Origin of the sequence: Coprobacter tertius (assembly GCF_024330105.1) — a bacterium.
Classification (GTDB): Bacteria; Bacteroidota; Bacteroidia; order Bacteroidales; family Coprobacteraceae; genus Coprobacter; species Coprobacter tertius.
On record NZ_JANDHW010000003.1, the window covers coordinates 51,287 to 77,317 of the forward strand.

The window sequence follows — 26,031 nt, forward strand, 5'->3', positions numbered from 1 at the left end:
AATGAGTTTTGAAAAAGAAATGTCTGATTTGATCGAAGAACAAATTTTTTTTGCGGAAAGAGTGTATTTTCATTTACCGATAGGAATGGAAATTTATGATGCGAATGGGGTGCTACGCAAGATAAACAATCAGGCAAAAAATATGTATGGAGTCGATGACATAAATATGGTAATAGATAAAATAAATTTATTCGATAGCCCATATATGGATGAGGAACTGGAAAAAAAAATAAAATCGGGTGAAGATATCGTTTTAGAGTTTGAATATGATTTTGACCGGGTTAATAAGGAATATTTTGCGACTCATAATCAAAATTCGATGATTTATGAAGTTAAAGTAGTTTCTATAAAAAACAAAAAGGACATAATTGTAGGATATATGTTGCTTACAAATGATGTTACCAATACAAAAGAAGCTGAATATAGGACCGAAGAAAGTAAAAGAAATTTGGAAATGGCTATGGAAGCCGCGAATATGTCCTCTTGGGTATATGATGTTTATAAAAAGGAATTTGGTTCTTTACACGGAGAAGCTATTGTTAAAGAATATATGACAATGGAGGAACTGCAGAAAATGCTGCATCCTCAGGATCGTGTATCCTTGTCTGAAATTTTTACGCGATTGATTAATAAAGAAATAGAACAGGGGTGTATTACAGTGCGGGTATTTAACGAACAAGAAATGCAATACCGCTATTATGAAAGTCGGATGCGCTTGTCTGACGAACATAGGGGAAAGTTACTGATTGTAGGCACTCAACTCGATGTTACCGAGAAGATACAAATGGCAAAAAATACGAAAGATCTGATCAATAAACGTGCACTTGCCATGAAAGTGAGTAATATTGTTCATTGGGATTTCGATGTTCGTACTCAAAAATTCGAATCTTACAATGACCCGGTAAATGATTACGCTTTCGATAAATTATTAACTATAGAGGAATATTTGGCCGTTATTCATTCCGAAGATCGGTCTTTTGCGTTCGATGGTATCCAATCTATGCTTTCTGGTAAAGACCTTAAAGTCGATTTTTCTTGTCGTATTCAAACAAAATACGATCATTCATGGCAGTATTGTAATATCATAGGTGTTCCGTTCGAATATAATGATGAGGGTGAGGTAATACGGTTTACGGGTTTTAGACAAAATATTTCGAAGTTACACAATTTAAATGAAGAGCTAAGGGAACGGAATTATAAAATGGAACTTACGTTTAAAACAGTCGGGATGTCTTATTGGGATTTTGATGTAGAAAGTGTCCAATTCCGAGCTTTTAACGATCCGGTAAACGATTTTCATCCAGATAAACCGATATTGCCGGAAGACTATCTGAATGCGGCTCATCCAGATGATACTGATGCTGTACGGGATAATATAGAGTGCATGACTCAAGGAAAGATTAAGGATTTTAGTTTTCAATACCGTTCGAGGACTAAGTGGAACCAAGATTGGCAAACGCTTATCATTACGGGAATTCCGGTTGAAAGGAATAAAAAAGGCCAAATAATTCGATATACAGGCATAGCATTTAATAATACAAAATGGGAAAAAATGGCTCAGGAGTTGAAAGATCTTAAAGAAAAGGCAGAACTTTCAGATCGGCTTAAATCGGCATTCCTTGCGAATATGAGTCATGAGATACGTACGCCGTTAAATGCTATTGTCGGTTTTTCAGAATTAATGGTTAATTGTGACAATCAGGCCGAAAAGGATGAATATATGAGTATTATTGAGTCGAATAATGAGCTCTTATTACGTTTGATAAATGATATTCTCGATCTTTCGAAAATAGAATCGGGAATACTTGAAAGAAAAAGGGAAAGATTCGATTTGTCGAAAGTATGTAATGAATTATATACAATGATATTGCCGAAAATTACAAATCCTAATGTAAGAGTAGAAGTGAATGATAATTACTCCGATTGTTGGGTATTTCTTGACAGAAGCCGGCTTAAGCAAGTTTGGATGAATTATCTTATCAATGCGGTGAAATGTACACATTCTGGTTATATAAAATTAGGGTATTGGGAAGAGGATAACGGTATTCGGATTTTTGTTGAAGATTCGGGAACTGGTATTCCGGATGAATTGCAGGAAAGAGTATTCGGGAGATTTCAAAAACTCAATGATTTCGCACAGGGAACCGGTCTCGGATTAGCTATAACAAAAGCAATTGTTGAGGCAGCCGGAGGAAAAGTCGGCTTTACTTCAACTTTTGGTGTCGGGTCTACTTTCTGGGCATGGTTACCTTGCGAAGTAAAATTTACGAATAATATTGAAAATAGTGAAACGAAGAATCTGAGAAAAGATTCCTTCTTTACCGATACTGCTCCGAAAAATCTAAAAATTTTAGTTGCCGAAGATAATGAAAGTAATTATTTATTGGTAAAACGTATTTTAAAAGATTACGATCTCACCCATGTCGTAAATGGTATAGAGGCTATTCGGAAAGTTCTTGATGAAAAATTCGATCTTGTAATAATGGATTTGAAAATGCCTATCATGGGAGGGTTGGAGGCTACTCGTAAAATACGAGAGTTTAATCCCCGTATTCCTATCGTAGCACTTACGGCGAATGCATTCGAATCGGATAGAGTAGATGCAATGGAAGCTGGTTGTAATGCATTTCTGACTAAGCCGGTGAAAAAGGAACAATTACTTGAATTATTTTCTTGAAAAAAAATCCACTGTAAATCTTTTCTAAAGATTTTTTATGATAGGTGTCTGTAAAGTGCCTCCAAAAGTCTTATCAAAACTAATGGAGTGCACTTTTTATTTTATTCAAAAGATATTCTGAAAAATGATATTTTATTTTGTAATCGGTTGCGGAGTATCAGATGTATCTTTAGCATTTTTTTCCGAATCTCCTTTATTTAAGTAAATAGTTTGTGTGGGGAATGCGAAATTAAGTCCTGCATCGTTAAAAGATTCAAGAATGGCCATATTCATATCCGAGGACACTTTTAATATATCGCCTCCCTTTATGATATAATAATAATAAGTGATGACTAAGGCCGAGTCGGTATAATCGGTAAAATTAGGCGTGATATCCGAGGGATTGGTCGATACATTATCCACTTTTTGAGGTAGAGCCTTTAAAATATTTAAAGCCTTTTTCATTTTCTCGGGAGGTGTATCATATGTCAATCCGAGTTTTACAGTTATCCTACGCATGGGCTCGGAAGAAATGTTGATGATAGAAGCATCGGTAATTTTATAATTCGGTAAAGTCGTGATGCGCCTGTCGTAACCTAATATTTTTGTGCTACGGACGCCTACATCGACAACGGTTCCTTCGAGATTGTCTACCCGAATCGTATCTCCTATGCTGAAAGGTTTGTCGGTAAAGATGGTAAAAGCTCCAAAAATATTTTTAACCGTATCCTGTGCAGCTAAAGCAAATGCAATACCGCCGATACCCAGCGTGCCTAATAATGCACTGATATTTACACCCACATTACTGAGAGCCATTACAATACCGATGATCCAGACGATTACCAGAATCGTTCTTTTGACGACTGGCATCATTTTGTTGGTATTTCCGTCAGATCTGCGTCCCCAATATTCTTGTAATAATCCCCCGAATAATCGGGCGAAAAACCAGGTAATATTCAGTACGATCAATATTCGATAAGAATTATCGACGATTTTTACAAAATTGTCGGGATAAACCAGTTTATGAATAGCAATCCAGATACCTAATAACAAGATCGCGAATTTGATAGGTGGCACGATAGAATAAAAAACGATATCGTCCAAATGATTTGAAGTACGGCTGATAAATGGTGTAATAACTTTCTTACTGAATAATGTCAGTAATTTTACAATGACAATTGCTCCTAAAATAAAAAGAAATGAAATTCCCCAGGTTGCTAAGGAATTCCCCAGTATCTCCTTTTCTAACATATTTCCGGTATTTTTTATTTTTTCTATTATAAAACCTGAAATACGGGTTTTGTTTAGCGATTAACATTAGAAAAGAATATGAGATATTATTTTTCTTTGTATGGGTTAATATGTCTATTTTATTTTATGAGGGTAGTAAGTTTTTCTGATAATTTTTCTTCATGGCTGAATCTGCTGATAATTTTCCCTTTTTTATCGATTAAAATCATTTGTGGAATATCAATAAGTCCGTATTGTCGGGCTATATTCCCATCCCATCCTTGAAGGTCAGACATTTGTGGCCAACTCATATTTAAACGTGTAATTCCTTTTTCCCAAGAATTTTTATCTTGGTCGAGTGAAATTCCTATAATTTCGAGATCATTGTAGAGTTTTTTATATAGTTTTACCAATTCCGCTATATCTCTATAGCAGGGAACAGACCAGCTCGACCAAAAATTAAGAAGAACATAATTCTTTTTACCCACATATTCAGATAATTTCATTTTTTCCCCTTTCGGAGTTATTCCTTGAACATCGGTATATTTTTCTCCTGGTTGAGTGTGTACATAAGCTCTGATTTGTTCCAGTCTTTTGTGGATGATACTGTCATTTCTTAAGGAGTCGGGAATGGCTTTTATGATCTTCTTTTGGTAACTTAAAGGGCAGGATATGTCTTCATAATGTTTATATAGGGTCTGACCAAATGTATTGTTTATGTTTTTAATAATTGTACGGGTAATGAGGTCGTTTATTTTTCTTTCGTTTTTCTGCTTTTTTCTATTTAGTTTTCTGTTTTCTTTTTTATATTGTTTGTAAGATAAGTTTCCTTTTTCCATCGATTGGTATATCGACTCGCGCTCATCGAAAAGAGCTATCTTTTTTATAATATAAGACTGATATAAATCTGTCAGGCGGCTTCCTGTAACCCGGTAATTATTTTGAGAGATTTCTATATTTAAGTTATTGGTATCTGTAAAAAACGGAATATTTATTATATTTTCCCCGCAATTGTCGAATAACTTTAAAATAACAATTTCATCTTTTTGTTCTATTTTACAGCTTATACAGAAAGTACCGTTGTCAATATTTGATTTTCCTATAATTGTAACCGGATTACAGGAAAATACCGATAATCTGGCTTCACCTGTTTGAATATTTCCCGATATGCTTCCGGTAATTATTATGTTTTTAAAGATCTGTCCGTTGGTGATGAATATTATTGACGTTAAAAAAAATATCGATAGGACGTATTTCTTAAAATTAACTTTTTGACTTACGCTGTAATTCATTGTATTTATAGTCTGGTTGTTCATAGAGTAAATGTTTTGGGGAATAGATAAAATGATTAAGTTATAAGAATGAAAGGATTTATTTTCTACTGAATATCCTTTATTTTTTTTACATGATTATTGATTGAAAAAGTATATGTTAAAGCCATTTATATGGTATTTGATTAATTAATTTCAACAAACATAAGAATTTATACTTACTAAATCAAATATATATGTTGTTTATCTAAATGTATAATGTAGTTGTGTGGTTTAATGATAATGTCTGTTTATTTTACACAATCTCTTATTAGATAGGTTTTATTTTTAATCTACAACTCGTTAAAAAGGGATGCAGTTTCTATATTTTAAAAATAAATCTTGAGAAAAGTTGTAAATGAAATGATTTCTGATTATTAAGAATTTTATTTTTTTAATATTGAATTTAATGTAAAAAATTACCCCCTTAAACATTCGTTTTAAGGGGGTATTTTTTTTAGTTGTCCTGGAAGGATTCGAACCCTCACAAGCGGAACCAGAATCCGATGTGCTACCGTTACACCACAGGACAATCACTTTTTTTGATTGCGATGCAAAGGTGCTATTTTTTTTGTTCGTAATGAAATTTTGCGCTGTTTTTTTCTATTCAATTAAGGTTTTTTTACAAGTTTATTTTCCTTCTTGAGGCAGTACAGATTCAATCTCTTGGTACGATTTATGCATTAATTCCTGAATATCATGTCCTTGTCCGTCGATAGGAAAAATGGGCTTATGAATAGTAAGGATCATTTTTCCCGGGGTAATTAAGTATGAGTTACGGGGTAAAACTTTAAATGAGCCGTCAATGGTGAGTGGAACTACAGGTAGATTGAGGTCTATTGCCAATTGATAAGCTCCTTTTTTGAAACGGTGAAGTTTCCCGTCGGTTGTACGCGAACCTTCGGGAAATACGACTACCGACATCCCGTCTTGTAAGGTTTTTTCAGCTTGTACGAGGGTTTCATGTATACTCTTGGGACCAGACCGGTCTACAAATATATGCCCGGCTGCTTCACAGGCTTTTCCCACGAATGGTATTTTTCGCAGACTCTTTTTCATCAGCCATTTAAAATTATGTCCTAAATAACCGTATATCAGAAAAATATCGTATGCGCCTTGATGATTGGCTACGAAAACATAGGATGTTTTTTTATCGATATTTTTCCGACCGCGAACTTCTACTTTAACTAGTGAAAAAATGCAGAATAGTTTAGACCAAATTCTCCCCGGATAATATCCCCAAAATCTGTTACTTCCGAGAAAAGATCCGATTATAGTTGTAATTGCAGTCAATAATGTAAGCACTAACAAGATAGGTAGTGCTATAAGCCATTGATAAAAGAAAAAGATCACTTTCATGAGTTGCGTCGTTTTTTTAGATTATACGGTTGATAGTGACGACAAAGTTAAGAAAAAATTCGAGACCTGGTGCTGAGGAAGAGTGGTTTGGATATGAATAATAAAATCTTACGAATCCGATATGATAACAATTTATAATATCGGATTATTTCCTTTGGTAAGTAATAATTGTATTATTTACAAACATTTTATAAGGTATTCAACTTTTCTTTTTATTTCTTTTTGAATGTAAGTTTATTGTAAAAATCATAATAGTTGGTGTTAGTTTCTGTTCTCAGATTGTAGTAGGGTGGTTGCATCGCCTATTTCATATAGAGAATTGATCACGGAGGAAATTTATACTCTATAAACTGGCGATTTCTTTTTTCAATACGGTTCTTTATTGTGTGAAGGATAAAAATTAATATGTATATATAAAGAGATATCTATGCATAGGAGTTAGTTTTGATCGTAAACAAAAACCCGGAACACTTTGTATTCCGGGTTTATAAAATATATAGAAGGACGTTTATTTTGTGGTTACTTCTATTTCGGGTGCAATGAGTTTATAACCTTTACCGTGTATGTTGATGATTTCGATAGAGGGATCATCTTTCAAGTGTTTCCGGAGTTTGGTAATATAAACGTCCATACTTCTCGCATTGAAGTAATTGTCGTCGATCCAGATCGTTTTCAGAGCAAAGTTACGTTCCAGAATCTCATTTACATGAGCGCAAAGCAGGCTCAATAATTCAGATTCTTTTGTGGTAAGTTTGGTTACTTTGTCGTCGATAGAAAGAACTTGTTTTTGTGTATCGAATTTAAAACGTCCGATCGTATAAGTCGTAACTTCTTTCCCTTTTTTACCTTTTACCCGACGCAGGATAGCTTCGATTCTGAATACGAGTTCTTCCATGCTGAATGGTTTGGTAATATAGTCGTCGGCTCCGATTTTGAAACCTTCGAGAATATCCTCTTTCAGTGATTTTGCTGTAAGGAATATGATGGGCACCTCACTGTTTACAGTACGAATTTCCTGAGCCAGTGTGAAACCGTCTTTCTTAGGCATCATCACGTCGAGTACACACAGATCGTATTTACCTTTTAAAAACGCTTTGTAACCGCTTTCACCATCAGAGAAAAGGTCGGCCGCATAACCTTTTGCAAGTAAATATTCTCTCAGTAACATACCAAGATTTTCATCATCTTCGCATAGCAGTATGCGCAATTTTTCTTCCATAATCATTTGTTTTTTATTAGAGGTAATGTAATTATAAATTTCGTTCCTACACCGAGTTCACTTTCGGCTCTTATGCTTCCTTTCAGATCTTTTACGATCTTATATACATAAGCTAAACCGAGACCGAACCCTTTTACGTTGTGAAGATTGCCGGTAGAAACCCGATAAAATTTATCGAATATCTTCTTTAAATCTTCTTTTTTTATCCCAATACCGTTATCCTGTACCGATATTTCTACTTTGTCGCCATCGACCAGTGTACGGATCATAAGCTCGAGCGGTACATCTTCCCGGGCATATTTAACGGCGTTATCCAGCAAATTGAAAATAACATTCGTAAAATGCATTTCATCTACCATGATGAGTGCGTCTTTTGTGTCGAGATCGGCATCGATTGTTCCTCCGAATTTCTCCACTTTAAGTTTAAATGTACTCATCACACTGGTGACAAGGTCGTTTGCATCTACCGTAGTAAGTTTCATCATCGTTTTCTGGCGCTCGAACATCGACATTTGCAGAACCTTTTCTACTTGAAAGCGTAGTCGTTTCGTTTCGTCGTTTATTACCCCCGAAATATGTTGGAACATTTGAGGGCTTTTAGCAACAGCCGGGTCTTTCAGCATTTGAGCTGCCAGAGAAATCGTCGAAATCGGCGTTTTGAATTCATGCGTCATGTTGTTGATAAAATCATTCTTCATTTCGGTAAGCCGTTTTTGACGGAAAGCGATAATAATTGTAAATAAGAATGTTATCAGCAAAATCAGCGTAAATGCGAACGATGGGATCATAAATCGTACCGAACTTAGAATATAATCCTGTTTTGTAGGAAAATAAACCTTTAGATAATTCAACTTATTTAGCGGGTCGTTGGGAAAAATTACTTGTGAAAATATTTCCGAATCTTCCTCGGGTGTATATTCAGGCGTGTTATAAAGGATTTTCCCACTCCGGCTCGTTATTGCGAACTGAAAAGGTATATTCAATCCGTTATTTTGAAATTCGGACCGTAAATAGTTTTCGACTTTCTTCGGATCGATACGTTCCATAATCGGATGATTGCTCGCCGTATTCAGTATTTTCAATATCACGCTTTCTAATAACCCTTTCTGATAAAGGTATTGCCCTTTCAGAATTTCCTGCATACCGCGGTAGGTTTTAGTCAACGGATTATTGTCTTGATCTTCTCTGCCTGAAATGACCGGTTCTTTAATTATAGTACTGGTTTGTTCATTATAACTCAGGTTCGATATGGTTCCGTCAGGGGAGAGAAGAGACAACCGCTGTTGTGTGGAAGAGAGCCCTGTCAGATTATTTCGACCTTGCTCGAATGTGAGCAATCTTTTCTGGTTTTCTTCAATGTCTTCTTCAAGATATCGTTTTGTTTCGTCTTGTTGTAAACTTGAAGAAACTTCATAAAGGCTACGTTTTACGGCTTCGGAAAACTGCTCGTTTCGCATTTTCACTATATTTTCCATATAAGTGATCTGTAAGTAAAGCAGCCCCGCGAATGTAAGCGTCATCACCAGTATCAATAACCAGATCGTCGATTTCTTCATTTTTATTATATTCTGAATAACAAGGTATTGCCTTATTATTTCATTATAATCTCATGTATTTAATTACACTAAATTTTAAACAATTTCATATTATAAACAATCGTGAACAGTCATTTGTTTAACTAAATATGAGATTTTTTTTCAAACTTAGCCTTTAACATTTCAGTGCAAATTTAACATATAAATGTTTATATGCAAAAAGTCGCCATAGCTATGGCGACTTTTTGTGTTTATTTAACGTATAAATTATTTTTATTTTCAACAGTCTTATTCAGCTGTTTGTATTGCTTCGTAAGCTTTCAATAATTTTTCTTGTACATCGGCCGGTACGAGTTCGTATGAAGAGTATTTCATTGTAAAGGATGAGCGGCCTCCTGTAATAGAACTGAGTGCGGTAGAATAGGATGACATTTCTTTTAGCGGGACTTTTGCGATGATTTTTTCAAATCCTTTTTCGCTCGACATTCCCATTATGATGGCACGTCGTCCTTGTAGGTCGCTCATAACATCTCCCATCTTATCGGCAGGAACCCACACCTCTACGTCATAGATCGGTTCGAGGATTTTAGGTCCGGCATTTTTAAAGGCTTCGCTGAACGCATTTCTACCGGCAAGCCTGAAAGAGATCTCATTGGAATCTACTGGATGCATTTTGCCGTCGTATACGCAAACTCTTACGTCTCTGGCATAGGATCCGGTAAGCGGGCCTTGTTCCATACGGTCCATAAGCCCTTTTAAAATGGCCGGTAAAAAACGGGCTTCGATTGCTCCGCCGACAATGCAATTTACGAATATCAGTTTTCCGCCCCATTCCAAATCTATGGTTTGGGTATCGCGTACATTCATTTTATATTCTTGATTGTTGAATCGGTAAGTATCCGGGGCCGGCATTCCTTCGTAATAAGGTTCGATAATCAGGTGCACTTCTCCGAACTGGCCTGCACCTCCCGATTGTTTTTTGTGTCGATAGTCTGCCCGAGCAGCTTTGGTTATAGTTTCACGGTATGGAATGCGGGGTTCTTCATAAACGATTTGGAGTTTATCGTTATTTTCGATACGCCATTTAAGAGTTCTCAGGTGAAATTCCCCTTGTCCCGAAACGATGGTTTGTTTCAGTTCTTTCGATTGTTCAATGACCCATGTCGGATCTTCTTCGTGCATACGAGTGAGAATTTCACTCAGCTTTTCAGCATCGGCTTCATTAACGGGTTTTATAGCACGTTGGAATTTAGGATCGGGATATTTTATAAAATCGAATTTATATTCGCAACCTTTTTCATTTAATGTATTTCCGGTACGTACATCTTTTAATTTTACGGTAGCACCGATATCTCCGGCTACGAGTTCTTCTATTTTTGTCCTTATTTGACCGCATACACAGAACATCTGAGCAATACGTTCTTTGCTGCCACGGTTCATATTTTGTAAGTCTTCACCTTCGTGTATCTTACCTGACATGACTTTAAAATAAGATACTTCTCCGATATGAGGCTCAACAGTTGTCTTAAAGAAGTAAAGGCTGGTAGGCCCGTTTACATCGGGGGCTACTTCATTGCCTGCCGTATCGGCTGGTTTCGGCATTTCGGTAACGAACGGTACCACATTTCCAAGAAATTCCATCATTCGACGTACTCCCATATCTCTTAATGCACTTACGCAAAAAACGGGGAAAATACTGCGTGTAATGAGTCCTTTGCGTATTCCTTCGCGCATTTCATCTTCGGAAAGAGAGCCTTGTTCGAAAAATTTTTCCATCAGCGTTTCATCGTTTTCGGCTGCGGCTTCTACCAGTTGCTGATGCAGTTCGGCCGCTTTATCTTTTTCATTGTCGGGAATATCCAGTATTTCCGGTTCTCCACCTTCATCTTTCCATTTGTACATTTTCATTTTCAGAACGTCTATCATTGCATTGAAAGACGGTCCGCAACTGATCGGATATTGTATTTTTACGATTTTGTTACCGAATGATTCGCGCATTTCTTCGATTACTTTGTCATAATCGGCTTTTTCTCCGTCAAGCTGGTTCATGGCGAACAATACCGGTTTATTCAAGTTTTCGGTATACCGAAAGATATTTTGTGTACCTACTTCGACCCCATATTGAGAATCGATGACAATGACTCCCGTATCGGTTACATTAAGAGCGGTAATGGCGCTCCCGATAAAGTCGTCTGAGCCCGGACAGTCGATTACGTTGAGTTTCTTTCCCAGAAATTCGGCATAAAAAACGGTGGAAAAAACGGAATATCCATATTCTTTTTCCACCGGGAAATAGTCCGAAACCGTATTTCCGGAATCAATGTTTCCTCTACGTTTTATCACGCCACACTCGTAGAGCATAGCTTCTGCGAGAGTGGTCTTGCCTGATCCTTTACTGCCTAACAAGGCGATGTTTTTGATTTCATGAGACTGATATACTTTCATATGAAATATGATTTAAGGTGAAACAATCGGTCTTGCCTCGTCTCAAAATAAGGTGAAGCGTCCGCAAATTAAAAATTATAATCGATAAAAGCAATCAATATAATATGTTACAAAACAGTATTATTAAACAGATATCTCGATTTGTATTATGTTTTTTGGAGGCGATGTAATATATTTGCCGTTACATATGTCGGGTTTATACATACATATTCCTTTCTGCAAAAAAAGATGCATTTATTGTGATTTTTTTTCAGATACGCGTACAGGGTTGATATCGCGTTTTACGGGTGCATTATGTCGTGAGATAGAATTGAGGGTGGGAGAATTGGGAAATACGACTGTTTCAACCATATATTTTGGTGGGGGGACTCCATCTCAATTGCCGGTCGAACGTTTGAATGATATCTTTTCGGCTTTGTCTGGATATTTCGAACTTGATTCTTGTCTGGAAATAACTCTCGAAGCTAATCCCGACGATCTTACCTCTGAGTATATTTCCGCGTTAAAAGATAGCCCTGTGAACCGTATCAGTATGGGAGTACAGAGTTTTCGGGACGAAGATCTTGTTTTTTTGAACCGGAGGCATGATGTGTCGGGCGCCTTACGTGCGTATGAACTTTGTAGCCGGGCTGGATATGACAATATAAGTATTGATCTTATATACGGGTTGCCCGGGCAAGATATTCGGGCATGGAATGAAAATCTCCGTATGGCCGTATCACTTTCTCCAGCACATATTTCGGCATATAGCCTTATTTATGAGGAGGATACCGCATTATATCGTTTACGTGACACCGGTAAGATTATCGAATGCGATGAAGAGGTTTATTTACAAATGTTCGGTTCCTTGATCGATCGTTTGACCGGTGCCGGTTATGATCATTATGAAATTTCTAATTTTGCGAAAAATGACCGATATTCTCGACATAATACTTCGTATTGGCAAGATGTCCCGTATCTCGGATTAGGGCCCTCAGCTCACAGTTATGACAGATTTTCGCGAAAATGGAATATTTCGGGTTTAATGTCGTATATCGAAAATATAGAAAAAGGCTATACCGTTTACGATACGGAGATAATCGATGATGATACCCGTTATAACGATATGGTTATTACATCTCTGCGCACAAAATGGGGGCTCGACCTCGAGGCTGTGTCATCAAATTTCGGTGAAGATAGACGAACATATTGTTTAAATGCTGCCACTCGCTATATCGAAGAAGGCTTGTTGGATTACGATGGCCGTATACTTCGTCTCTCTCGTGAAGGTATTTTTGTTTCCGATGGTATAATGTCCGATTTATTATATGTGTTGTAATTCTGATTCTTATAGAGTCAAAGCTTTATTTTGTATGAGAAATTCAGGAACATATTTGCCTGTTTCGGAGATGATTTTATCATCTGTTCTTCACGTAATTTAAACTCTACCGCATTTTTTTTATCAATAGAAAACTCTACCCCCGCTTCGTACCAAATGCGCTCGAGTCCGTTTCCTTTGGGGTTATTCAAAAAATTAAAAAATTCTATGTCGATTACTGGCTTCCACCGGCATTTTGGGGAAATTGTATAATTAAAGGTAACCAGATTTCTCCACCGGTTGTTAGGAATATTTACATGATGAGTATAAGTAGATTCGAAGCGGGAATTTAACGAAGCCGAAAAATGTTCCCATTTGTATCCGGTCAAAAGTCCGATCTGATAACGATGTCTGTTTTTGATTTCGTTTTTTAGATTTTTCTGGTTCAGATAACAATAACGGGCATTTGCTTTCAGATATTCTTTCCATAGGCTTACCGTAATACAGGCACTTGGCATGTTGCGTTCGTAATCCGAAAAATTTTCGTTAATCCACAAACTTTCCTGAATCTGTAAATTTACCCGTTTTCCGAATTTTTTACTGACGGAGAGGTTGAATATCCCTCCGTAATCATTCGAAACGGCATATACAGGGTTTGGCATAAAATAGGATATAATAAGAAATAATGTGATGAAAAAGCGACTTCTATTCATGGTGGTAAGGTTCGTTATTTAATATCGACATCGCTCGATAAAGCTGTTCTATAAAAATTAGTCGAATCATTTGATGTGAAAATGTCATTTTCGAAAGCGATATTTTTTCATTTGCTATCTTATATATGCTTTCCGAAAAACCGTAAGGTCCACCGACTATAAAAATTAGTTTTTTGGGTACAAAATGCATTTTCTTTTCGATGTAATCGGCAAATTGCATCGAAGTGTAATCTTTTCCCCGTTCATCGAGGAGAACGGTATAATCTCCCGGTTGCAGGTATTTTAGTATAAGGTCGGCTTCTTTTTCTTTTTGTTGGTCGAATGTGAGATTTTTGGTATTTTTTAGTTCGGGTATGACTTCCATTTCGAACGAAATGTAATGTTTAAGCCGACAATGGTATTCATTAATGGCTTGCGCAAAATAATTTTCTGTGGTTTTTCCGACGACCAGTAAAAGTATTTTCATATTTCCCGATTAGTTAATTTCACTTTTTTATTACTTTTGTGTGCTGTTGGTTTTATGTGATGGAAGACGGTGGTAATTCCAAAAACTCCTTTCGCAAAGATAGGGAAAATAAGTAAAAACAAAACAAAATTGAGAGATATGGATAAGTTAATTGACGATTTGATAAAACTGGCATTTGCCGAGGATATTGGAGACGGAGATCATACTACGTTATGTTGTATTCCTGAATCGGCAAAAGGTAAGTCTAAATTGCTTATAAAAGAGGCCGGTGTATTGGCCGGCGTTGATATTGCCCGCCGAGTATTCAAAGATTTCGATTCTTCATTGAAAATGACTGTTTTTATAGAAGATGGTGCAGAAGTAAAGCCGGGTGATGTTGCTTTTGTAGTCGAAGGGAGTGTTCGTTCTCTGTTGCAAACCGAGCGTCTTATGCTTAATATAATGCAACGTATGAGTGGTATTGCTTCTATGACGCGCAAATATGTAAAACAGCTCGAGGGATTGCACACTCGGGTTCTTGATACGCGTAAAACGACTCCGGGAATGCGTATGCTCGAAAAAGAGGCTGTTAAAATCGGAGGAGGGGTGAATCATCGGATAGGATTGTTTGATATGATTCTACTCAAAGACAATCATGTCGATTTTGCGGGTGGCATTGAAAATGCGATAAACAGAGCGCATGCCTATCTGAAAGATAAAAATAAAAATTTGAAGATCGAAATTGAAGTACGCAATATGGATGAGTTGGAAGAGGTGATGCGTGTCGGGGGAGTAGATCGGATTATGCTCGATAATTTTACGCCCGAACTTACTCGTGAGGCGGTAGAGCGTATTGGGGGTAAATATGAAACCGAATCTTCGGGTGGAATAACTTTCGAGACTTTACGTAATTATGCAGAATGTGGAGTCGATTATATTTCGGTGGGAGCTCTTACGCACTCGGTAAAGGGGCTCGATATGAGTTTTAAAGCTTGCTAAGAAGAATGAGTGTCGTATAAATGGCAGATCGCCTGATAAATTTATTATATTCTAAGAAAGTTAGGGAAAGGATCGGGGATGAAGAGTCTTCGGTCCTGTTTTGTTAAGTTATTAGTTGTAAAATATGCTTATATTTGTTTTGATATATGTTAATGTTTGAAAAAACAAAGAGCGGTTTAAAAGAGATGATTTTCTATATTTAAACATGGGTTTTTGGATATTGAGCGAACAAAAAAAAATAAATGTTTGTTACTAACAAGAATTGATAATTCAAATATTTTGCTAAATTTGTAAAATAGCATTACAAAAAAAATTAAATAGCGATATGTCGGAACGAGCAAGCAATAATGTTTTTGTACGGATTTTTTATTTCTATATAGACGGATTCAGAAATATGACTTTAGGTCGTACTTTGTGGGCGATTATATTAATCAAATTGTTTGTTATGTTTTTTATTCTCAAATTGTTCTTCTTTCCGAATATTTTGAAAACCGAGTTTGATAGCGATGCCGAACGAGCCGATCATGTCGGAACTGAACTGACAAGTCCCTTGGTTTTACCAACTAATGAATAACACACTAAAATATAAATAAAATATGAATGATTTGTTTTCACTTGTAGATTGGTCGAGAGCGCAATTCGCTCTTACAGCCATGTATCATTGGCTATTCGTCCCTCTAACTTTGGGATTGGGGCTGATTGTCGCTGTAATGGAAACATTATACTACCGTACCGGAGATGAACGTTGGAAGACGATCACTAAATTTTGGATGACACTTTTCGGTGTAAATTTTGCAATTGGAGTTGCTACCGGTATCATCCTCGAATTTCAATTTGGAACCAACTGGTCTAATTATAGTTGGTTTGTCGGTGATATATTCGGAGCTCCGTTAGCGATTGAAGGCATAATGGCCTTTTTTATGGAGGCGACTTTTATTGCGATTATGTTTTTCGGTTGGAACAAAGTAAGTAAAGGGGCCCACCTTACAGCAACGTGGTTAACCGTTGCTGGAGCCACGATTTCTGCATTGTGGATTCTGGTGGCTAATGCTTGGATGCAGTATCCGGTAGGGATGCAGTTTAATCCCGACACGGTACGTAACGAAATGATGAATTTTACCGATGTTATTTTTTCACCTGTTGCAATTAATAAATTTTTCCATACCGTGACGTCTGGATGGGTTCTCGGGGGAGTTTTCGTTGTAGCTATAAGTGCCTGGTTTATGTTGCGTAAGCGGGAAGCCGAGCTGGCCGGACGCAGTATGAAAGTAGGAGCCTGGGTAGGTCTTGTCGGTATGTGTATTGTTGCTTATACTGGTGATGGTTCTGCTTTTCAAGTTGCAGAAAAACAGCCGATGAAGCTTGCCGCAATGGAAGGTGTATATCATGGAGAAGAAGGTCAGGGTCTGGTTGCATTCGGGATTCTCAATCCCGAAAAGAAAAGCTATAACGACAGCATTTCTCCATTTCTTTTCGAAGTAAAAGTCCCTAAATTGCTTTCATTGTTGGCAACTCGTCACATAGACGGTTTTGTTCCGGGTATAAATGATATTATCGATGGTGGGTATATGACCAAAAACATTGCCGGAGAAGAAATTATCGCTTTATCTGCTATAGAAAAAATGGAACGGGGGCGTAAAGCTGTTGAGGCATTAGGACAGTATAAAGTCGCTCAGAAAGCGGGAGATAAAGACATTATGACCGATGCGGCAAACAGGCTGAGAGAAAATTATGAATATTTCGGATACGGATATATTACCGATCCGGCTCAGTTGGTACCTCATGTGCCTTTTGTATTTTACTCTTTCCATATAATGATTACATTGGCAGCATATTTCCTGATATTCTTTATTGTCGTACTTATTTTGCAGAAAAAAGGGAAAATGGGACAATGGAAATGGATGCAGTGGATTTGTATTTTATCTCTTCCGGTCGCGTATATCTGTCTCGAGTCGGGATGGATCGTTGCAGAAATGGGGCGACAGCCTTGGGTTATACAAGACATTATGCCGACCAATGCTGCAATTTCCAAAATTGCTACCACATCGGTACAAACGACATTCTGGCTTTTTGCTGTACTTTTTACGGTATTGCTTATTGCTGAAGTCGGAATTATGTTGAAACAAATAAAAAAAGGAACTGAACAAAAAATAAGATAATTATGGAACTCAATGAATTTTTTTACCAGCATTACTGGTGGCTTTTAATTGCCGTATTGGGCGCTTTACTGGTCTTTCTGCTTTTTGTTCAGGGAGGGCAGACTCTCATATCTACAATCGGTAAAAAGCCGATTGAAAAAACAATGTTAGTGAATTCTCTCGGTAGAAAATGGGAGTTTACTTTTACGACGCTTGTTGTTTTCGGAGGTGCTTTTTTCGCATCTTTCCCATTATTTTATTCAACCAGTTTCGGAGGTGCTTACTGGTTATGGATGGCGATATTGTTCAGCTTTATCATACAGGCCGTTTCATATGAATATCGTTCGAAAAAAGGAAATTTCTTGGGGACGAAAGTGTATGATGCATTTCTTGTAATTAATGGTTTTGTAGGTATTATTTTACTGGGTGTTGCCGTAGCTACTTTTTTTAACGGTGCCGATTTTAAAGTAGATAAAGAGAATTTGTTAAATGTGGGAATGCCTGTAATTTCTACTTGGCAGAATCCTACTCACGGTCTCGAAGCTATTATCGATTGGAGAAATCTACTTTTAGGAGTAGCTGTATTTTTTCTGGCGCGTGTACAGGCTTCACTCTATTTTATAAATAATATAGACGATCCTATTATTTATAGTCGTTGCCGTAAACAGGTTCTTTATAATGCAGTTCCGTTTTTAATATTCTTTCTTGCATTTGTAGGAGTATTGCTTACTAAGACGGGTTATGAATTTGCCTCATCGACAGAATCTACTATTTATGTACGTCCGTTTAAATATTTCTTTAATCTTATAGAAATGCCTTGGGTATTGGGGCTTTTCCTAATAGGTGTTGTAGGTGTGTTGTATGCTATTATCCGTTCTTATTTCGGAAAAGGGCAGTGGAAATACGGTATTTGGTTTAGTGGTATAGGTACGGTTTTGGTTGTATTGAGCTTATTTTTCTTGGCCGGATACAATAATACTCCGTATTATCCTTCGGCAACAGATATGCAAAGTTCTCTGACGATATATAATAGTTCGTCAAGTCTTTTCACTCTCCAGGTGATGAGTGTCGTATCGCTGTTGATTCCGTTCGTTTTGGCCTATATTTTTTATGCTTGGCGAGCTATGGACAGAAAGCCGATCACAGAACAGGAAATGGAAAGTGGAGATCATAAATATTAATCGAGAGAGAGGTTAAAAGAATTTTCCCTTTTTTAGATATACCGTATGATAATGAAAAATATATGATCAATCGGGAAAGAATAAATCGTAAATAGGACTTCACCTCTAATCATAAAAAAACGGGACCATTTAAAGTCCCGTTTTTTTATGATTAGAGGTAGTTACAATCCGTCACGTTCTAACGAAGCTAAACGAGCCAGTATTTCTACACAAGCACCTTCATGAATGATTTCCCATTCAGTCATAGTAATTCCTCCTCTCAAATCGTTATAATTCAAAAGGTTGGTATTCGAATTTCGGCAATCCGATAACCATGCGTGTGTCATGGTTTTTTCAAAGTTATCGATATAAGTACGATCGCCATCTATCTTATATAATTCTACGAATCCTCTGAAAGCAATGGCCATGAACCACATATGTTCTCCCGGATTGGGAATACGGAACGATTCACTTGTGGCATATGAGGTAAATGGCGTAAACCATCTTGAGTAAAATGATCTTGCGATATTTTGGGCATCTGTGAGATATTGGGGATCTCGTGTAATTTTATATAGCAAACACGCAGCTTGCATGGGTTGCCCCGAATTGTATGTATATTTTGCTTTAGAGATAGAATATTGGTCATTTTCTCCCGGTCCTATATTATCCCAGTAGAGATAGTCGGCAGGATCTTGTAACATTTTTTTTACCCAAGCATATAGTTTTTTAGCGTCTTCCAGATATTCTCCCTCTCCGGTCGCTAAATATAGTTTTGTCGCTAAAACTGCAGCAGGAGCGGTCGAACAAGTATTTTTCGTATTGCTTTTTTGGGGTAGTTCCTGCCAATATATACCATCTCCGCCTAATGTATTATCTCGTCCCGTTTGTAATAATTTCCACACGATTTTAGCGTAATTCAGATAACCTGTTTTTTTGGTTTGCATGTAAAGATCGGCCATATCCAGTCCTATCCAGACATTATCGTCAAAAAAACGGTCGTTTCCGCTGGCGGGATATACCGAATACCCGAGTACGTTATTACGGGTATCTCTAATTAAAAATTGGTTTATCGATTTTAACATACGGTCGTCAAATGTTCCTGTATATTTCGATTCGTATTCCTCGATTCCCAAAGAAGCTTCGCGTAAAGCTACATATCCCGAAAAACCTCCGCCTTGTCCCCATACGACTGCATCTCCGTCCCAGTATCCTGTAGGATTAGGCCATTTCCCTTTCCAAACATCGCGTGGTCCCAATAAATACCGCTTTATCAAAGAAGACATAAGTATGTCGGCTCGTTGTAAGAAAACCGGAGTAGGATGATCCGGATCTTCTGGTTTTAATGGGGTTGCGGTGGTGGTTACAGCAGCTGATTTTAATCCTGCTTTATTGATAGCGATTGCCGAAACGGTGTAAGTAGAATAATAGGGTAGGTCGATGTAAATGAGGCTTTCAGATCCTTTTTCCGCATTTACTAATATCGGATTAGGGGATGCCTTCGTCGTGTTTTTTACATTGGTACTGTAAGATATTTCTACTTTTAAAAGGTCATTGTCATTGGGGTTTTTCCAACTAATACATAATTGGTTTTCTTTTTCGGTAGGTACAGCGCTTAGAGAAGATACCGGTTGTATTTTATCACTTATATTATCTGTTACCGGAGCATTATTATCTTCGGTGCACGAACAAGAGAGAAATAAGATAAATAAAGATAGCGGGAGGATGAAATATTTTTTCATGAGAATATATTTAAAAGCAGTTTTATATAATAAAAATATAATGAGGTTACGTTTCGGATTACAATGATGGTTTATCGACAAAAACATTTGCAGGAGCTGTTGTCAAAGTATAGCTGCCGCTTTCCTTAGCATTGGCGATATAAAGATTCGTTTCGTATTTTCCGCCGTTGATATCTTGTATATAATTTGTAGCTACACCTGCTGTGAAATCCCAATGAGCGAGCAGGCCTGTCGGAGTACTTTCTTGTAAATTCCACATATTGTCATTAATTTGAGCGGAAGAGCGTGCGACAGTCCATACCCGGGCTTCAGAAACGACTCCTCTCATGCAACGCCAATCGTCTCCGAATGCACGGCCGATTTCAAAACGATCCCCATCGGTACTCGAGGCTAAGTCGACTGAAGTATGAGTTTGATTATTACGATTTACTTTCAAGACATCCTGCCTGCCGTTGATGTAAAATTTGTATTTATTGGTAATGTCAGACTGTTCGCAATCTACAACCAAAGCGATATGCATCCATTCATTCAAATTAAAGCTACTGGTACTTTCCAACATAATGTTATCACCGAGCCCGGCAATTTCTATAGGGTGTGTTTCTTTATAGTCGTCGTTTTTGCCTCTGATAATCAATTTTCCTTCCAGTCCCATAAAAGTTTGTAATCCCCTGTATCCGGTTATTTTACATGACATTTCGAATGTTACCTGTTTACAACTTCGTATAGAGTTGTCTACTAATGCAATATCTTTAAAATTAGCATAACCGAAATATTGATCGCTGAGATTCATGGCGTATCGGGGGCCGTTAACGGTTACGAGTATAGGTTGAGACTGACAACCATTATTGTTTAAAACGGTAATCGTGGTGCTTCCGTTTTTCTTTCCGGTAATATGTATTTCGTTATTACTAAGTGAAGCTTTAATAATATTTTTATTTTCGATAAGTAAGGAATATTTTCCCGGATCTGTCGACAGGATCTTTATCACGTCGTTTCCCTGTACCGAATTCAAGGTAATTTCATATTTATCTACTTCTATCGATACGGGATTGATAACCTTTATATCTATTATCGCTTCTTTATTAAGATGATCGGTTAATTTCAGTTTGGCCATGCCTGTTGCTAAAGCTTTTACTGTAAATATCCCGTTTTCTTCGATGTTTTCGGTATCTACTGTAACGATAGATTGTGCATCTTCGAGGTATTCGATCCGGTATCCGCCGTTTCCGCTGTTAATCGTAAATATGGTTTCTGCTTTGCTTGTTGAACCGAGTATCAGTATTTCAGAATTTTTATCCAAATCGAGTTCCGATAATTTTGTTACTATTACTTCGATATAGGTTCTCTTATAATATTTGTCTGTAATTACGACCATGGCGTTAGCTTTATCTTCTTGCGTTACTGCTGTTATCGTAATTTCGTTTCCTTCGGCATGTGCCGTTATTACGTTTTCATTAGATGTTGTAGCGATATAATCGCCGTTACCACTCGTTATTTTTACAGTTTTTGTTTGTCCCTGACTTAAAAAAATTTTAGAGTTTTCGATCACGATGTCTACCGGATCAGGATTATCGTTATTGTCTTTACAGGCCGAAAAAGACAACTGTAAGAGTGAAAATAATAAAAAGAAGATTTTTAATTTGTTGATTTTCATGGAAGTAAAAATAAGGTTGACGAACTTAAAATAATTATTTGTGATGATGAGCAAAGATAAAAAATAAAACGGAATTAAAGGTCGAATAACATGATAAGATTAAGAATGAAATGTTTTATGGGTATCTATATTTTAGAGAAAATTCAATCAAAAAAGTGCTTTTTATAATTAAATTAGACATATAAAAACAAAATAATAGTATAAATAATTGCAAAAGTGAGAGTAAAAAGTTTTATTTGTTACTATTTATTATGATTTGTATAATTTATAATCTGTAAAAATAAATGAAGCTTGATTAATGATAACTATTTTTATCTTTAAACATCGTACTGATAAAACACGGAAGATTTAAGTAATAAAAATTTGGCTAAATGGGGCAACAAACATCTGAGATACGATATAGTTTATATTCTTCGATAGTCTTATTATTTCTTTGTGTTATCGTGTCTACGATTAATGCCCAGCGGTTTACACCATCGCCAGCAGTATACTTAAAGGGTAAATACGTAGGGCGTTTGTATGATGTAGTCACAGTCGATAATGCTGAAGAAAAATTATATATGGTCGATACCGTGGGTATTTTTTCTCGAAAGATAGCCTTGAACTTACCTGTATTTGCGATGGGGATAAAACAAAATGATGATTGTTATTACGCGCCGTATTGGAGTGTGCAAGCCATAAATGAAAAACAGAATACCGCTGTAATAGAGCTGGCAAGTTCTATTACGGGAGATGTGTATCGGCTGGAAATTAAGAGAAAAAAATCACGGTTATATGTTACCGAAGCGATAATGTTTTGGATGAATTCTACTTATAATTACTTCTTAAGTAAAGATGATGTTATCTCTCTTAATGCCGTACAAATTTGCCGTAAGAAATGGAATAAGCCCATTAAGGGGGTAATCGTTTTCGATGATTATTTTAAGGAAACCAATGATTTTGAAAGCTATTACTGTCCCAGAAAATATCCCTTGGAAGTGTGTCTCCAAATGATGAGGCAAGGGCATATATTTAACCCTCGAGACTTTGAAGAAGAATAAAGTCGATATTATTGTGAGTACAGGATGTTTGCTAAACAAGTATAGATTATGAATAAATTGAACCAAGTAATTATATTGATTTTTTTGATATTTGTATTTACACCTCTTGTGGCACAGGATGAAACGATATATATAGTCGATACCATCCGTCAGAAGGAAAGCACCGATAAATATTGTTTCGATATTATACTTTCACATGAAGGGAAAAATATAATAGAAGATGTAGAATATATCCATATAAATGTATTAGATAAAGAGACTATGGGTATATTTCAGGTAATAGATTTCGATGAATCAGATTGTACCGGTTATAATGTCTATGTGGGAAAAGATATGCTCAGTGTAATGGATTATAATTTCGACGGATATGTCGATTTTAGTATCCCGCTTTGGTCTGATAGTCGTTTGGGGCAGATCGGATATGGATATTATTTATTTGATACGAGGTTGAATAAATTTGTCGAATCCTACTTTTTAAGTGGGTTGTGTATCGGAGGCGATAATGACGGTAGCGGATTTGATCCCCCAAATAAAACGGTTACCGAAGTCTGTTATGCGACGAAATTCGAAGCATTAAAATCAGTTTATAAGTTCGTCGAGTGTGATTCTACGGTATTGTTATCATCCGATTCGGTCTATTTCGCCCCTATCGATAGCCTCGATAATTTATTCGGTGCTTACTCCGAAGATTATACTTGGGCGGAGTTATACGGAATGGATTATGAAGACCCTTGGCATGCGATATTTCATACTTTCCCGGTTAAAGAGAAAGAAAACGCGGATATTTATTTGAAATTAGCGTTGAAATATTCCGAAGACAGCCTGACTTTCAGTGGTAATACATTTGACTACAAAAGTGTGAGCGAGGCTATTATGCAACAAATTGTCGCAGCATTCCCGAAAAATGAAAACGGCTGGTTGGCTTATGGTGACATTATGTATAATAAATATCGCTTTACAAAAGATGAAGATGCACTTTCAATAATGGGAGACGCTTACGAAAAATATGCGGAGTTAATGAGGGCAAAACGAAAAAAACGCAAGATTCCCGGGTATGTTTATGAGCGGATAAAAGAAAGGGATTCGTATCTTAAAAATCAATCAAATGATGATTCTCAATTTTAATTTTTTCAAAATAATCAGCAGAAATATCAGTTATGAAAAAAATAACCTTTTTTATTGCAATGGGGTGTATTTTTTTATGCATTGGGTGCAAGAGTAGTAAGTTTGAATATAATCATTTTGTATCTGATGTCGATTCTTTATATATTTCGAGAATAAATGAGTTACAGGCGCAAATAAATGAAATGCGTGCGCTTATAAAACGGTTAAATGATAATTTCGGGACTTTCGTACAAGATATATACGTCGATTCGTTAAGTTTCAAGGAGGTAAGATTATCACAGGGTTATACAGTATGCTTTATCCCTCAGAGGGAGTATGTTGATGGCAATCTCTCTATTTATTACAGTTACCTGCTTAAGGGTGATAGAATGAAGAAAATATTAGAAGGATGGTTTCGCACAGATGAAATTATAGATATTAAAGATTATTTCATCTTGTTTGGAATGCAAGGAAAACCTCGAGAATTCTTTTTGTACGAAAAAAAAACGGGAATGTTGCTCCTGCATGCGTCTTCTTTAAAGGTTAATTTTGAGAAAGAAGCAATTATTTATCAGGATTATCCCGAAGGGGATAATAATTTTTATATATTCGACTTGACAACCCAGTATAAAATTCAATTAAAATTGCCGGATAATGAGAAATATCAGTGGACGAAATATGGCAATGCCTATGAATCTGTATTTATTAAGGATAAAAGAAATGAATATTTTATACTGGGATCTTCTGAAGATGAAAATTGCGAATGGATACAAAAATGAAAAATACATGCGATTCAGTATCGGGTAGAGAAGAATAATTGAGGTAGTACTCTCGGTATAAACTTGCTGTCGGATTGTAAAAAACTCGATCAGAAATTTATCGTCATAATATGAAATCAACCCTATGCGAGAGTGAGCCGAAAAATTATAACCACAAAAACTTATATATATTTTTATTAGTCAAGTTTGTTAATTTATCGATGTGGAAAATTAATTAAGAGTGGATAAAGATAATAAAAAATGATTAAACCACGATATCATCCGGTAGCTGATTATATATAAGTGATATGATTGCCGGGAATAGTATTATATAGCAGAATATTAAAAATGAAATAAAAAGAATGTGAAACCAACCGTTCGGACTTATTATGAGTGTAAGACATTTAAAAAATAGATAAAATCGGATATGCGACATATATTTTAAAATCCATTTATACAAATGTTTTCAATATTGATGTTTGAGTAAAGAGATGCTACACCAGTAATATTGAAACTATGGCGAACCGATGTAATTTTCTGTTATTCCCATATTTCTTGAAATCACCGAATTATTAATATATTTGTAAAACTAATAATGGAGGGGGCAGATCCCGGTTTTTGTATTTTCTATAATGAACAACGATACTTACCTTACGATTGCCCGTTTGTCGGAAGGGCTTTATAAAGAAAAAATGAGTAAATTCATTTCTTTTGCCATTCCTGTCTCGGCGGTAGAGGAGGCAAAAGAATATATCGAAAAATATCAGAAAAAATATTATGATGCTCGACATGTATGTTGGGCTTATATGTTGGGGCATGAGCGCACTGATTACCGGTCGAATGATAATGGTGAGCCTTCGGGAACGGCCGGAAAACCTATTTTGGGTCAGATTAATTCATTTGGTCTTACCAACATACTTATTGTAGTTATACGTTATTTCGGAGGAATTAAACTGGGAACAAGTGGCCTTATCGTAGCTTACCGGGAAGCGGCGGCCGATGCGATACGTAATAATGAAATAATAGAATGCCTTGTCGAAGATGATCTCCGCATAGGCTTTGAATATCCCTTTCTAAATGATGTAATGCGTATTGTAAAAGAAGACAATGTAACGATTATTTCACAATATTTCGATCTCGATTGTGATATGACTTTGCGGCTCAGACGGTCGGGGATAATGCGGCTACGCGAACGATTATCGAAAGTAGAATCCTTGAGGTTTATCTGAC

20 protein-coding genes and 1 tRNA gene are annotated in these 26,031 nt (G+C 36.5%); 10 read left to right on the forward strand and 11 right to left on the reverse strand.

What is annotated here, in order from left to right:
• Position 1: 1 nt before the first annotated feature.
• Positions 2-2,677 (forward strand): PAS domain-containing hybrid sensor histidine kinase/response regulator, encoded by a 2,676-nt coding sequence (locus tag NMU02_RS03700; RefSeq protein WP_255025898.1) that lies wholly within the window; start codon positions 2-4, stop codon positions 2,675-2,677.
• A 132-nt stretch (positions 2,678-2,809) separates the two neighbouring features.
• On the opposite strand, the gene NMU02_RS03705 is transcribed toward NMU02_RS03700, so the two are convergent.
• The 7 genes from NMU02_RS03705 to fusA2 form a co-directional block, all read right to left on the reverse strand.
• A complete protein-coding gene (locus NMU02_RS03705; RefSeq protein WP_255025899.1) occupies positions 2,810-3,907 on the reverse strand; it encodes a mechanosensitive ion channel family protein in 1,098 nt (365 codons plus the stop codon).
• 119 nt (positions 3,908-4,026) lie between these two features.
• Complete coding sequence (locus tag NMU02_RS03710; protein ID WP_255025900.1) at positions 4,027-5,202, reverse strand: TlpA family protein disulfide reductase; 1,176 nt, start codon at positions 5,200-5,202, stop codon at positions 4,027-4,029.
• 455 nt (positions 5,203-5,657) lie between these two features.
• A tRNA-Gln gene (locus tag NMU02_RS03715) sits at positions 5,658-5,728 on the reverse strand.
• A gap of 98 nt (positions 5,729-5,826) precedes the next feature.
• Positions 5,827-6,555: a lysophospholipid acyltransferase family protein gene (locus NMU02_RS03720; RefSeq protein WP_255025902.1), complete on the reverse strand. Its 729-nt coding sequence runs from the start codon at positions 6,553-6,555 to the stop codon at positions 5,827-5,829.
• 508 nt (positions 6,556-7,063) lie between these two features.
• Complete coding sequence (rprY, locus tag NMU02_RS03725; RefSeq protein ID WP_255025903.1) at positions 7,064-7,774, reverse strand: response regulator transcription factor RprY; 711 nt, start codon at positions 7,772-7,774, stop codon at positions 7,064-7,066.
• 2 nt (positions 7,775-7,776) lie between these two features.
• A complete protein-coding gene (locus NMU02_RS03730) occupies positions 7,777-9,330 on the reverse strand; it encodes a sensor histidine kinase (protein WP_255025905.1) in 1,554 nt (517 codons plus the stop codon).
• Between the two features lie 267 nt (positions 9,331-9,597).
• Complete coding sequence (gene fusA2, locus NMU02_RS03735) at positions 9,598-11,754, reverse strand: elongation factor G2 (protein ID WP_255025906.1); 2,157 nt, start codon at positions 11,752-11,754, stop codon at positions 9,598-9,600.
• 187 nt (positions 11,755-11,941) lie between these two features.
• On the opposite strand from fusA2, the gene hemW reads away from it, so the two are divergent.
• Positions 11,942-13,072 carry a radical SAM family heme chaperone HemW gene (gene hemW, locus NMU02_RS03740; protein ID WP_255025909.1) on the forward strand — a complete coding sequence of 377 codons (1,131 nt, stop codon included), beginning with the start codon at positions 11,942-11,944 and terminating at the stop codon, positions 13,070-13,072.
• 17 nt (positions 13,073-13,089) lie between these two features.
• Here the strand turns inward: hemW and NMU02_RS03745 are convergent, their stop codons facing one another.
• Positions 13,090-13,713 (reverse strand): DUF2490 domain-containing protein, encoded by a 624-nt coding sequence (locus NMU02_RS03745; RefSeq protein WP_255025910.1) that lies wholly within the window; start codon positions 13,711-13,713, stop codon positions 13,090-13,092.
• Between the two features lie 43 nt (positions 13,714-13,756).
• Entirely contained in the window at positions 13,757-14,230 is a 474-nt protein-coding gene (gene rlmH / locus NMU02_RS03750) for a 23S rRNA (pseudouridine(1915)-N(3))-methyltransferase RlmH (RefSeq protein WP_255025912.1), read from the reverse strand.
• A gap of 138 nt (positions 14,231-14,368) precedes the next feature.
• Between rlmH and nadC the strand changes: the two genes are divergently transcribed.
• From nadC to cydB, 4 genes are all read left to right on the forward strand, one after another.
• Entirely contained in the window at positions 14,369-15,208 is an 840-nt protein-coding gene (gene nadC, locus NMU02_RS03755) for a carboxylating nicotinate-nucleotide diphosphorylase (protein ID WP_255025913.1), read from the forward strand.
• Positions 15,209-15,533: 325 nt separating this feature from the next.
• Complete coding sequence (locus NMU02_RS03760) at positions 15,534-15,782, forward strand: DUF4492 domain-containing protein (RefSeq protein WP_255025914.1); 249 nt, start codon at positions 15,534-15,536, stop codon at positions 15,780-15,782.
• 22 nt (positions 15,783-15,804) lie between these two features.
• Positions 15,805-17,367 carry a cytochrome ubiquinol oxidase subunit I gene (locus NMU02_RS03765; RefSeq protein ID WP_255025915.1) on the forward strand — a complete coding sequence of 521 codons (1,563 nt, stop codon included), beginning with the start codon at positions 15,805-15,807 and terminating at the stop codon, positions 17,365-17,367.
• Between the two features lie 2 nt (positions 17,368-17,369).
• The gene (gene cydB / locus NMU02_RS03770; RefSeq protein WP_255025916.1) at positions 17,370-18,527 is read left to right on the forward strand and encodes a cytochrome d ubiquinol oxidase subunit II; all 1,158 of its coding nucleotides are present in this window, start codon (positions 17,370-17,372) and stop codon (positions 18,525-18,527) included.
• 161 nt (positions 18,528-18,688) lie between these two features.
• Here the strand turns inward: cydB and NMU02_RS03775 are convergent, their stop codons facing one another.
• A complete protein-coding gene (locus NMU02_RS03775) occupies positions 18,689-20,245 on the reverse strand; it encodes a glycoside hydrolase family 76 protein (protein ID WP_255025917.1) in 1,557 nt (518 codons plus the stop codon).
• Positions 20,246-20,303: 58 nt separating this feature from the next.
• Positions 20,304-21,899 (reverse strand): LamG-like jellyroll fold domain-containing protein, encoded by a 1,596-nt coding sequence (locus tag NMU02_RS03780; RefSeq protein WP_255025918.1) that lies wholly within the window; start codon positions 21,897-21,899, stop codon positions 20,304-20,306.
• A 371-nt stretch (positions 21,900-22,270) separates the two neighbouring features.
• Between NMU02_RS03780 and NMU02_RS03785 the strand changes: the two genes are divergently transcribed.
• From NMU02_RS03785 to NMU02_RS03800, 4 genes are all read left to right on the forward strand, one after another.
• On the forward strand, positions 22,271-22,939 hold the full coding sequence (locus NMU02_RS03785; RefSeq protein WP_255025919.1) for a hypothetical protein: 669 nt from the start codon (positions 22,271-22,273) through the stop codon (positions 22,937-22,939).
• A gap of 48 nt (positions 22,940-22,987) precedes the next feature.
• Positions 22,988-24,064 (forward strand): XAC2610-related protein, encoded by a 1,077-nt coding sequence (locus NMU02_RS03790; protein WP_255025921.1) that lies wholly within the window; start codon positions 22,988-22,990, stop codon positions 24,062-24,064.
• 32 nt (positions 24,065-24,096) lie between these two features.
• A complete protein-coding gene (locus tag NMU02_RS03795; RefSeq protein WP_255025923.1) occupies positions 24,097-24,822 on the forward strand; it encodes a hypothetical protein in 726 nt (241 codons plus the stop codon).
• A 611-nt stretch (positions 24,823-25,433) separates the two neighbouring features.
• The gene (locus NMU02_RS03800) at positions 25,434-26,030 is read left to right on the forward strand and encodes an IMPACT family protein (protein WP_255025924.1); all 597 of its coding nucleotides are present in this window, start codon (positions 25,434-25,436) and stop codon (positions 26,028-26,030) included.
• Position 26,031: the final 1 nt, after the last annotated feature.